The sequence below is a fragment of the Streptomyces sp. NPDC006208 genome (genome assembly GCF_040613775.1).
Classification (GTDB): Bacteria; Actinomycetota; Actinomycetes; order Streptomycetales; family Streptomycetaceae; genus Streptomyces.
In genome coordinates this window covers 1-10,289 of record NZ_JBEXSW010000090.1, presented here as the reverse complement: position 1 = coordinate 10,289, position 10,289 = coordinate 1, and the positions used below count along the sequence as shown (strand labels likewise).

Annotated in this window: 11 protein-coding genes and 7 tRNA genes; 9 read left to right on the top strand and 9 right to left on the bottom strand. The window is 71.5% G+C overall.

Going from position 1 to position 10,289, the window contains the following annotated elements; genetic code table 11:
- Positions 1-56 precede the first annotated feature (56 nt).
- Positions 57-128: transfer RNA gene (locus ABZ208_RS38190), tRNA-Val, on the bottom strand.
- A gap of 39 nt (positions 129-167) precedes the next feature.
- Positions 168-614, bottom strand: coding sequence for an SRPBCC family protein (locus tag ABZ208_RS38185; RefSeq protein WP_356914048.1), 447 nt, complete (start codon positions 612-614; stop codon positions 168-170).
- Between the two features lie 105 nt (positions 615-719).
- On the opposite strand from ABZ208_RS38185, the gene ABZ208_RS38180 reads away from it, so the two are divergent.
- A complete protein-coding gene (locus tag ABZ208_RS38180; RefSeq protein ID WP_356914047.1) occupies positions 720-3,320 on the top strand; it encodes a hypothetical protein in 2,601 nt (866 codons plus the stop codon).
- A 56-nt stretch (positions 3,321-3,376) separates the two neighbouring features.
- Here ABZ208_RS38180 and ABZ208_RS38175 read toward each other — a convergent pair.
- Both ABZ208_RS38175 and ABZ208_RS38170 read right to left on the bottom strand, forming a co-directional pair.
- A tRNA-Val gene (locus ABZ208_RS38175) sits at positions 3,377-3,448 on the bottom strand.
- A gap of 54 nt (positions 3,449-3,502) precedes the next feature.
- The gene (locus tag ABZ208_RS38170) at positions 3,503-4,006 is read right to left on the bottom strand and encodes a TIGR02611 family protein (RefSeq protein WP_356914046.1); all 504 of its coding nucleotides are present in this window, start codon (positions 4,004-4,006) and stop codon (positions 3,503-3,505) included.
- 201 nt (positions 4,007-4,207) lie between these two features.
- Here ABZ208_RS38170 and ABZ208_RS38165 point away from each other — a divergent pair, with 201 nt between their 5' ends.
- Together ABZ208_RS38165 and ABZ208_RS38160 are read left to right on the top strand one after the other, a co-directional pair.
- A complete protein-coding gene (locus tag ABZ208_RS38165; RefSeq protein ID WP_003959770.1) occupies positions 4,208-4,621 on the top strand; it encodes an SsgA family sporulation/cell division regulator in 414 nt (137 codons plus the stop codon).
- Positions 4,622-4,812: 191 nt separating this feature from the next.
- Entirely contained in the window at positions 4,813-5,370 is a 558-nt protein-coding gene (locus tag ABZ208_RS38160; protein ID WP_356914045.1) for a CGNR zinc finger domain-containing protein, read from the top strand.
- Positions 5,371-5,393: 23 nt separating this feature from the next.
- On the opposite strand, the gene ABZ208_RS38155 is transcribed toward ABZ208_RS38160, so the two are convergent.
- A complete protein-coding gene (locus tag ABZ208_RS38155; RefSeq protein WP_356914050.1) occupies positions 5,394-5,570 on the bottom strand; it encodes a hypothetical protein in 177 nt (58 codons plus the stop codon).
- A 122-nt stretch (positions 5,571-5,692) separates the two neighbouring features.
- Entirely contained in the window at positions 5,693-6,115 is a 423-nt protein-coding gene (locus ABZ208_RS38150) for a hypothetical protein (protein ID WP_356914049.1), read from the bottom strand.
- Between the two features lie 167 nt (positions 6,116-6,282).
- On the opposite strand from ABZ208_RS38150, the gene ABZ208_RS38145 reads away from it, so the two are divergent.
- Entirely contained in the window at positions 6,283-6,813 is a 531-nt protein-coding gene (locus tag ABZ208_RS38145) for a DsbA family protein (protein WP_356914044.1), read from the top strand.
- Here ABZ208_RS38145 and ABZ208_RS38140 read toward each other — a convergent pair.
- From ABZ208_RS38140 to ABZ208_RS38130, 3 genes are read right to left on the bottom strand one after another with little or no spacing between them, the layout of a single operon-like run.
- The gene (locus ABZ208_RS38140; protein WP_356914043.1) at positions 6,810-7,649 is read right to left on the bottom strand and encodes a GNAT family N-acetyltransferase; all 840 of its coding nucleotides are present in this window, start codon (positions 7,647-7,649) and stop codon (positions 6,810-6,812) included. The genes ABZ208_RS38145 and ABZ208_RS38140 overlap by 4 nt on opposite strands.
- A 42-nt stretch (positions 7,650-7,691) precedes the next feature.
- On the bottom strand, positions 7,692-8,522 hold the full coding sequence (locus tag ABZ208_RS38135; protein ID WP_356914042.1) for an aminodeoxychorismate lyase: 831 nt from the start codon (positions 8,520-8,522) through the stop codon (positions 7,692-7,694).
- Entirely contained in the window at positions 8,519-9,577 is a 1,059-nt protein-coding gene (locus tag ABZ208_RS38130) for a chorismate-binding protein (protein ID WP_356914041.1), read from the bottom strand. Before ABZ208_RS38130 ends, ABZ208_RS38135 begins: the two co-directional genes overlap by 4 nt.
- A 199-nt stretch (positions 9,578-9,776) precedes the next feature.
- Between ABZ208_RS38130 and ABZ208_RS38125 the strand changes: the two genes are divergently transcribed.
- The 5 genes from ABZ208_RS38125 (at position 9,777) to ABZ208_RS38105 (ending at position 10,251) form a co-directional block, all read left to right on the top strand.
- Positions 9,777-9,849 (top strand) — tRNA-Gly (locus ABZ208_RS38125).
- Between the two features lie 38 nt (positions 9,850-9,887).
- Positions 9,888-9,961 (top strand) — tRNA-Cys (locus ABZ208_RS38120).
- A gap of 1 nt (position 9,962) precedes the next feature.
- Positions 9,963-10,034, top strand: a tRNA-Val gene (locus tag ABZ208_RS38115).
- 20 nt (positions 10,035-10,054) lie between these two features.
- Positions 10,055-10,126 (top strand) — tRNA-Val (locus ABZ208_RS38110).
- A gap of 50 nt (positions 10,127-10,176) precedes the next feature.
- Positions 10,177-10,251 (top strand) — tRNA-Val (locus tag ABZ208_RS38105).
- Positions 10,252-10,289: the final 38 nt, after the last annotated feature.

The window sequence follows — 10,289 nt, the reverse complement described above, 5'->3', positions numbered from 1 at the left end:
CGGGTTATGTATGGGTGTGGGGCGGTTGGTTGTGATGACGGACCGGCCTCTCCCGGTGGGCGATACTGGGTTCGAACCAGTGACCTCTTCGGTGTGAACGAAGCGCTCTCCCACTGAGCTAATCGCCCGGGAACGCACTGAACCATACAGGGCGTCGCGCCGTTCCTTCAAACTCCTTCCAGGTAGGCCACGAGCCCACGCCGCCCTCCACGCATCATCAGCGCGTGATTGGCGAGGAAGACGGGGCGGCACGGCAGTGCCAGCCGCCTCATCAGCGGCTTGCGTACCTCGACCTCCTGCTCGTACACCGCCCGTGTACCGGTGTGGTGCGCCCCCAGGGTCCAGCGCACCCAGCCCTCGAGATCGCCGTCCATCCGGATCTCCAACACCCCCGCCGCCGGGTCGCTGCGCTGCGCGCGAGCGGTGACGAGAAGGTCGTAAGGGAGGACGGAGCGGAAACGGGCAGTGCCGCAGTCGTCGGCGGCCAGGGTGACCGCGCGGACCTGCGGCCACCACCTGGGATACTCCTCGGCGCGTTCCAGTACGCCGTAGACGGCGCCCGGGGCAGCCGGTAGATACCAGACACTGCGGAAGCGGAAGTGGCACCAGTCCATGGCCCCCAGTCTGCGCCGCGGGCCTACGTACCGGGAAGGTACTCACCAGGCATCTGAGTACTCGCACCCATGTCCGGCGCGTGTGGCCGCGGCCACACTGCGGCCATGGACAACGTTCCGCCGCCGGCCGAGGAGCTGGCCACTATCGACCGCGAGCTGAAACAACTGGATGCCCGACGGGCCCAGTTGCTGGCTCGCCGCGCCTGGCTGCTCAATGTGCTGCGCTCGCCCGCCGTGGCACCGCCGGCCCCTGCCCGCCCCTTCGCCGCACCGTCGGCCGAGACCTCCCCGCCGAGCGTGCAGAATCTGCTGCTGACCCTGGGCGGCATCCTGCTGGCCGTCGCGGCGATCGCGTTCACACTGGTCAGCTGGGGCTCCATGGGCATCGGCGGCCGCTCCGCCGTGCTCTTCACGGTGACCGTCGCGGCCCTCGGGGCGCCGGTGGTGCTGCTGCGCCGCGGTCTCGCCTCGACCGCGGAGTCGCTGGCCGCCCTCGGCCTGCTGCTGATGGTCCTCGACACCCATGCCCTGCACCGGGTGGCACTGCCGGACACGGACGGTCTCGGTTACGCGGCTGTCGCATCCGCAGCTCTCGCCGGGCTCTGGACGGCGTACGGCCTGTCCCTGCCGCGGCTGCGCGCACCGCTGCCGGTGGCCGTGCTGACCGCTCAACTCCCGCTCCCGCTCTGGTCCCTGGCCGCCGGGCCGCTCGATGTGCCGCTGGAGTGGGCGCTGCTGCTGACGGCCGCGCTCGATGTCGTGCTCGTGGTGCGGACGGAGCCTGCCGTGCTGCGCGGATTCGCCGGAGCGGGTGCGGTGCTCGCGGGCGGCTGGGCGCTGGTGATCGGCGGCTGGCAGTCGCTGACGGCGGCGACGGCTTCCGCTGCGGCGGGCCCGGCGGTGCTGCTGGTGGCGGCGGCCGCGGTCGCTCTGTTCACGGCGTGGCGGCTACCGTCCTGGGCCGTGGCGCTCTCGGCGGTGGCCGGTCTTGCGGCCGTCGCGGGTAGCGGCGGCGTGATCCGCGCGACGGTCCCGGACGGCTGGGCGATGACCGGGTATCTGCTGTGCGCGATCGCCCTGTTGGTCTCGCTTCGCGCACCGCTGCCGCGCCACCTGCTCCCGGGGCTCACGGCCGCGTCGGCGGCGGTCCACGCCGCGGCGCTGCTGTCCGCGCTCCCCCTGGTCGCCGTGGCCCTGGCGGGCCCGGCCCGGACCCTGACCGACATCTGGTCGGCGTCCCCGGCAGGTGTGCGCGAGGCCCTGGGGGGCCCGCTGCCTGTGCAGCCGCTGACCCCGGTCCCGATCATCCTGCTCGTCACCGCCGCCGTCGTGGCGGCGGTCGCGTCCTTCCGCCCGGCGCCGGCGGCTTCCGCCGCACACGTCGGCGACGACACGGCCCGTCCGCCGGGCACGCCCGGCGCCGCGGGGCCGGCGGCCGGTCCCTCCGGGCCGCGGTCCGACGCACCCGGGGCCCCTGGGGACCGGACCGCTCCGGGCAGCGAGCCCGACGGCAGTACGTGGGGACAGGCCTGGGATGCGGCCCGCTCCGCGAAGGTCGGCCCGTCGCGGGAGTCCCTGCGCGTCGGTGCTGCCGCGGGCGCGCTCGCCCTGGTCTGGGCCGCACTGCTCGTCGTGCCCGCCGTGGCCGGCTTCGGGTACGCCATGGGCGTCGCGTGGCAGCTCGCCCTGAGCGTCGGCCTCCTCGCGCTCGCCGTGCTGCGGCCCGGAGCGGACGCCCGGGGTGCCGCCGTCGCGATCACCGCCCTGGTCTGCGGGCTCGGCGGCGCGGTGAGTGTGGGGCTGCTGGCCCTGGCCACCGAGCCGGCCACGCTCACCGTGCTGGGTGTCCTGGTCGTGGGGCTCGCGGGCGCGGCGCTGCGCGCCGGCCGCTCCGTGCAGACCGTGCTCGCCTGCGCTGCCGTGCTCTTCGCGATCGGGCTCGTGTGGGCATCGGTCGCCACGGCCGGGCTCCCTCCGCACCGTTCCGCGGTGGTCCTGCTCGTCGTGCCCGCGGCTGTCGGGCTGCTCGGCGCCCGGCTGGGCCGCCAGCCGGTCGCGCTGCCGGTGGAGATCACCTCCGCCGCCGCGGGATTCGTGGCCCTGGGGCTCGCCGCCGGTGACCGGCCGTCGATCGCCCTGGTGCTCGCGCTGTGCGGAGTGATCGCGGCGGGCGCGGCCGTGCGGGCGGAGCGCCGCCCTGCCGCCGGGTATCTCGCGGCAACGCTGTTCGTGCTCGCCACCTGGGTGCGTCTGGCAGCGTCCGAGGTCGAGGCCCCGGAGGCGTACACGCTCGCGGTGACTGTCCCGGCACTGGTCGTCGGTGTGCTGCGCCGCCGCCGGGATCCGCAGGCGTCGTCGTGGACGGCGTACGGGCCGGGTCTCGCCGCCACCCTGGTGCCGAGCCTGGTCGCGGCCTGGGGCGACGAGCACTGGCTGCGACCGCTGGTGCTGGGCGTCGCGGCCCTGGGGGTCACGCTGCTCGGTGCCCGGCTGCGGCTGCAGGCGCTGCTGGTGCTGGGCGGAACGGTGCTCACGCTGGACGCACTGCACGAGCTCGCACCGTACGTCGTGCAGGTCGTCGGTGCGCTGCCCCGCTGGCTGCCGCCGGCCCTGGCCGGGGTGCTGCTCCTCGCGGTGGGTGCGACGTACGAGCAGCGGCTGCGCGATGCGCGCAGGCTGCGGGACACCCTGGGCCGGATGCACTGAGCACGACGACGCCGAAGGCCCCGGAGACGTGAAGTCTCCGGGGCCTTCGGTCCGGGTGGGCGATACTGGGTTCGAACCAGTGACCTCTTCGGTGTGAACGAAGCGCTCTCCCACTGAGCTAATCGCCCGGGCGCACCGCAAACATTACCCGATGTCAGCGGGTCCCCCTGACCACTTCGAGGTCACTCGTCGATCTTCCAGGGCATCACGATCCCGAACTTCCAGACATAGATCGCGACCAGCACCGTGATGATCACGACGCCGATCGTGGTGAGGATGATGTTGCGTCGGCGGACCCTGGGATCGAGCGCCCGCTGAGCCGCTTCGGTGACCTTGCGCTTGGTCCAGCGCAGCACCAGTTGGGCCCAGACGAACTCCGTCGCCCAGATCGCCATACCTCCGAAGATCACCAGCCAGCCGGGGCCGGGCAGCGGCAGCATCACGATGCCGGCGCCGACCACCGCCAGGCCGACGATGAAGACACCGACCTGCCAGCTCAGATGCAGCGGTCTGGACCGCTTGATGAAGTGCGGCGCCCGGGACCCGAGCTCCGGCTCCTCCTTGCGCACCACTTCCGGCTCCGCGGTCCGATCCGGCTGCACCGGCCCGCCCGTCACGTCCCCCGTCGCAGGGACCGACGCCGTCGCGGCGACGGCCTTCCCCTGCTCGTCACTCTCCGCATTCATGATGCCCAACCTACCGGATCCGAGCACGATTGAACGTGATCACCGAAATGGCCGTATAACACAAAGTCGAGCACGGCCGGATGAGCGACATGAGGGATCACAAAACGGTCAGAGGGGTTTACAACGGCACCGTAGGTGGCATGTCGATTTCGCCGACGTGCGAATCCCCGAGCGCACACTGAGCGAAAGGCCCTGGCGCTTATGAACACCACGGTCAGCTGCGAGCTGCACCTGCGCCTCGTTGTATCGAGCGAGTCTTCACTGCCTGTACCCGCGGGCCTGCGGTATGACACGGCCGATCCCTACGCCGTGCACGCCACCTTCCACACCGGAGCCGAAGAGACGGTCGAATGGGTGTTCGCCCGCGATCTTCTCGCCGAGGGTCTGCACCGGCCCACCGGCACGGGCGATGTCAGAGTCTGGCCGTCCCGCAGTCATGGACAGGGCGTCGTCTGCATCGCACTGAGCTCCCCGGAGGGCGAAGCCCTGCTCGAGGCCCCGGCGCGGGCCCTGGAGTCGTTCCTGAAGCGGACGGATGCCGCGGTGCCACCGGGCACCGAACACCGGCATTTCGACCTCGACACGGAGCTCTCCCACATCCTGGCCGAGAGCTGAGCCAGGCCGAGAGCTGCACGGCGCCGTCCGACTCGGGGAGACGGCGCCGCGCGGAACAACCGCATATCGCGCACGGCCACGCCGTCACCATGGGTTCCACCATGGTGACGGCGTCCAGGTGCCCGGGAACGAACCGCTAGAGTCAGCGCAATTCGGCGGGCACCGGCCCGCAGCAGGCCAGGGAGCGAATCGTGCTGATCCCCCACGACACCCGTTTTGCCCTCGACACCGTCGTCGATCTGGTGAACACCACACCGGAGAGCGAGCAGGACGACAGGCTCGCGGACGTCGCGGCACTGTACGAGTTCGTGCAACGCCACAACGTGAGCGACGTGGGTGAACTGGGTCCGCGGGACCTGAAGGCGGTGCACGGCGTACGCGCGCAGTTCGCGGCAGTCTTCGCGGCGCCCGACAGCCGCGGTGCCGCAGATCTGATCAACGGGCTGGTGGCGGGCGCGGGAACCACCCCGCGGCTCACCGACCACGACGGCTACGACTGGCACGTGCACTACTTCGCGCCCGGCGCCTCGATCGCCGACCATCTCGCGGCGGACTGCGGGATGGCGCTGGCGTTCATCGTGGTCGCGGGCGAGCAGGAGCGGCTGCGGCGCTGCGAGGCACCGGACTGCGGGCGGGCCTTCGTCGACCTGTCGCGCAATCGCTCCCGGCGCTACTGCGACAGCCGCACCTGCGGCAACCGCCTGCACGTCGCCGCCTATCGCGCGCGCCGCAAGGAAGCGGCGGGCTGACCGGCGCGGGGCGCGGCCTGCGCTCACAGCAGGAAGAGATCGTGCACGGCGGCCATCAGAAGCAGAAAGCCGATGACCCCGAGGAAGATCATCAGGGGTGGCTGGGACAGCGCGAAGAGGCAGCCACGGGGCTCTGGGGTCGGTGTGGGGGCCTGGCCCCGGGAGGTATCGAGCATCTCGGGGTGATGATGGCGCAGCACGGGGCGCAATGATCGACCAACACGCCTTCCGAGCTGGGTAGTTCATCACATCCCGGGCACCGCGAAGGCGGACTTTGCTGTCGCGGGGCGCTGCCCGCTCGCGCTCACGGCAGCGCCCGGAGTCAGATCCCGTGCTTCTTGAGGATCGCCTCGATGTCGCTGAAGTCGTCCCCGGTCCCGGCGGACTTCGGCGCGGGCCGGGCGGCGGCGCCGCGCGAGGGCGCCGGCGCCGGGGCGATCGCGTCGCGCTGCGCCCCCTTTGCGGCCTTGGGTTCCTTGCCGGCGCCGACGCGGCGCCGCTCGACGGCCCTGGTCGTCATGAACAGCAGCCAGGCCCCGCCGAGCAGGCCGAACCCGACCCAGGCAGTGGGACTGAAGGCCGTGTCGACGAGCCACTCGACCGCGCCGGTCAGCACCAGGCCGAGGGGGACGAGTGAATAGGCGGTGATGCGGGCCGCGGCGAGGAAGCGCCTGCGGTACGCCGTGATCGCGGCGATGCCCAGGCCCGCCGCGGACACCGCGGAACAAATGGTCTCGGCCAGCATCCGGTCCTCCAGCCATCGGCGGGCATCAGCGGGTACGTCCCTTCCATCCTGCACCGTCGCACGTGATCCGGGCCACGGTCACGGACGACCTTCAGGGACATCTCCGGGACGCCCTCCTCCCCAGGTCCCGGTTGGGGCAGGCGGAGCCGGGCTGGGAGACTGGTCCCATGAGCGACTCCACCCCCGGCCGCCCCGTCGTCCTCGACGTCTGGTGCGAGCTCCAGTGCACCGACTGCCATCGCGCCATGGAGGACCTGCGGGCTCTGCGCGCCCGCTACGGTGACCGTCTCGAGCTGCGGCTTCGGCATTTCCCGCTCGAGCGGCACAAGCACGCCTTCGCCGCGGCGCAGGCCGCCGAGGAGGCGGCCGAGCAGGGCAAGGGCTGGGCGTACACGGAGGCGGTGCTGGCGCGGACCGAGGACCTGGCGGCGAAGGGCGAGCCGGTCCTGCTCGAGGTCGCCCGTGAACTGGGTCTGGACGCCGAGGAGTTCGACACCGCACTGATCGACGGGCGGCACATCCTGATCGTCGACGCCGACCAGGCCGAGGGCAAGGCGATCGGTGTCACGGGCACCCCGACGTATGTCGTCGCCGGGCAGCGACTGGACGGCGGCAAGAGCCAGGAAGGTCTGCGGGAGCGGATCGAGGGGATCGTCGACCGGCTGCTCACCGAGCCGTCGGACGCCCAGCGCGGTTAGAGCAGTTGCTTGACGTAGTTGTGGTGCGTGACGCGGTAGCCGAGTGTCTCGTAGAGGCTGACCGCCGGGGTGTTGTCCGCGAAGACGTGCAGGGCGATCAGGCTCGCGCCCGCCTCGTGCGCGATCCGCTCGGCGAGCAGCATCAGCGCGCGGCCGCGTCCCCGGCCGCGGTGCTGCTCCGCCACCTCGATGTCGAACACGTACATGCCGCGCTCGCCCGTGCTCTCCTCGCGCGACGCCACCCAGACGTGGCCGACCACCGTGGCATCCGCGATCAGAACGCGCATCCAGGCGCCGGGAGTCGCGAGGCCGTCGGGGAGCTTGGCGCGGTGGTCGGCCTCGGACTTGGCGCGGGCCTGCTCCTCGGGCACTCCGCGGGCCATCCAGTTCTGCGCGTAGCTCTCGACGGCGCCTGCCCGCCAGGCGCCGAACTCCGCCTCGCTCATGGGTCGTCCTTCGACGCCCTCGGGCAGGGCGGGAGCCGGGCCGGACAGCTGCTTGGCCATGTTGCGGCTGCGTTCGGTGTAGCCGAGGGCGGCGGCCAGGCGCAGCGCCGTGGTGGCCTCCGCGGGGACGGAGGCGAGGATCTGGGTGCAACCCCAGCCGCGCAGCACTTCCTCGGCCGCGAGCGCGGCGACGGTGCCTCTGCCGCGCCGCTGGTCGGGCTCGTCGATCCGCAGGGCACGTACGACGCCGGCCGACGGTCCGAATCCGGGGTGGGTGGCGAGCTCGACGGCACCGACGGGTCTGCCGTTCACACAGACGTCGTAGGTACGCGAGGTGTCACCGGACTCGCCGCGCTGGATCGGCCCGGACGGCCGCAGGGTCGTGGTCATCAGGTGTGTTCTACCTGTCCCGCGGCCGCCCGTCACCCGTTATTACCGGGCCCGCGGATCCGGATCGGCCGCAGAGCGCTCGTCGAAGATCCGCATTGCCTTGGCGGTGACGGGTCCCGGGGCCCCCGTGAGATCGCGGCCGTCGACGCGGTGGACCGCCTGGACGTCACGGAGCGTGGAGGTCAGGAAGATCTCCTCGGCCCGGTGCAGTACGTCCAGCGGCAGATCGGTCTCCTTGGCCCCCGTCCACTGCACCGTCAGGGCGCGGGTGATGCCCGCGAGGCAGCCGGAGGAGACCGGCGGGGTGTGCAGTTCGCCGTCGAGCACCACGAAGACGTTGGAGCCGGTGCCCTCGCACAGCTGCCCCACGGTGTTGGCGAACAGCGCCTCGGACGCACCCCGCTCGCGCGCCTTGGCGAGCGCGACCACGTTCTCCGCGTACGAGGTGGTCTTCAGCCCGGTCAGCGCGCCGCGCTCGTTGCGTGTCCAGGGGACGGTGATCACAGCGGTGGTGTCGGGACGGCGCGGGCTCTCGCCGAGGGCGACGACGAGGGTCGGACCCTGCTCGCCGCGGTCGGAGCCGAGCGGTGAGAGGCCGCCGGTGTAGGTGAGACGCAGCCGGCCCAGGGGCATCGGGTTGGCGGCCAGGACCGCTTCGCACGCGTGCCGGATCTCGTCATGGTCGGGCTCGGGCAGGTTGAGACCCGCCGCCGAGCGGGTCAGCCGGTCGAGGTGGCGGGTGAGCGCGAAGGGCTGCCCGTGGACCGCTTTGATGGTCTCGAAGATGCCGTCGCCCACGGTCAGTCCGTGGTCGAAGACCGACACCCGCGCGTCCTCGGCGTCCACGAGTGCGCCGTTGACCCAGAGCTTCATCCAGCTGTCCTTCCGCTTGCCGCGTATGCGCCCGACGCTACCGCGAGCAGCCGCGACGCCTTGAGCTCGGTCTCGGCCCACTCCAGCTCGGGGTCGGAGCCCCAGGTGATCCCGGCGCCCGTGCCGAAGCGGAGGCGGGGGCCGTCGGCCGGTGTGCGGTCGATCCAGAAGGTGCGTATGCCGACCGCGAGCTCCCCGGTGCCGCGGTCGGCGTCCACCCAGCCGATCCCGCCGCAGTACGGTCCGCGGGGAGCGGTCTCCAGGGCGTTGATGATCTTGAGGGCGCTGGATTTGGGTGCGCCCGTGACAGATCCGGGCGGGAAGGTGGCGGCGAGCAGTTCGCGCCAGCCCGCGTCCTGCGCGAGCTCGCCGCGGACGGTGGAGACAAGGTGCACGAGTCCGGGGTGGGGCTCGACGGCGCACAGCGCGGGGACGCTCACACTCCCCGTGGCGCAGACCCGGCCCAGGTCGTTGCGGACCAGGTCGACGATCATCACGTTCTCGGCGTGATCCTTCTCGAGCAGGTCCTCGGCGGTGCGTCCGGTGCCCTTGATCGGGCCGGACTCCACCGTGTCCCCTATGCGCCGCAGATACAGCTCGGGCGAGGCGGTGGCGATCTCGACGCCGTGCGCCGGCAGCCGGATCGTTCCTGCGTAGGGGGCCGGGTTACCGCGGGCGAGCAGTGCCGTCAGTGCGTCGACATCGGCGGCCGCCGGGTCGGGCAGCGGGGCGGACAGCACCCGGCAGAGGTTGGCCTGGTAGACCTCGCCCGCCGCGATGTGCTCCCGGATCCGGCGTACGCCCGCGGTGTAGGCGGCGCGGTCCAGCGAGGTGATCCAGTCGTCGGCGGCCGGGCCCTGCCACTGGCCGGGCACCGGGTCGGGCACCGGCTCGATACGGATGTCATCGAAGCGGGCACAGGTCAGACGGCCCTCGAAGTCTGCGGCGACGGCCCAGAAGCCGGCGGAGTCGAGGGCAGCAGGGTCGTTGGTCACATCCCGCAGCCCGGTGGCGACGAGGTGGCCGAAGCGGGCCATAGGAGCAAGGTCGTGCACGTCTGTGAGTGTATGACCGGGGACTATGGAGTGCCGACGGCAGTGGGTCAGGCGTTGATCAGCCGCCGCCGAGCCGCGGATGACCTGCCGTGACGCGAACACACCTCAGCACGCTGCGGAAACGCGTTTTTGTGCTGGCCCAGGAATCCGCTAGAGTTCAACACGTCGCCGGGACGCGCAAGCGGGCCGGAAACGACAAGCGGACGTGGCTCAGTTGGTAGAGCATCACCTTGCCAAGGTGAGGGTCGCGAGTTCGAATCTCGTCGTCCGCTCGAGAAGAGGGGGATCTTCCCGAGCCCCCTGCACTCCGGGTGGAGTGGCCGAGAGGCGAGGCAACGGCCTGCAAAGCCGTCTACACGGGTTCAAATCCCGTCTCCACCTCCAAGGACGATTAGCTCAGCGGGAGAGCGCTTCCCTGACACGGAAGAGGTCACTGGTTCAATCCCAGTATCGTCCACTGGATCCGTCCGGATCCCCGCGCGATTAGCTCAGCGGGAGAGCGCTTCCCTGACACGGAAGAGGTCACTGGTTCAATCCCAGTATCGCGCACGTGGTTGCAGTACCTGCAGGTTCTCCTCCGGCTTCGGCACGGGGGACCCGCGCGATTAGCTCAGCGGGAGAGCGCTTCCCTGACACGGAAGAGGTCACTGGTTCAATCCCAGTATCGCGCACCAGCCAAAGCCCCCCGGCCGTCGAGACACCGACCGGCGTA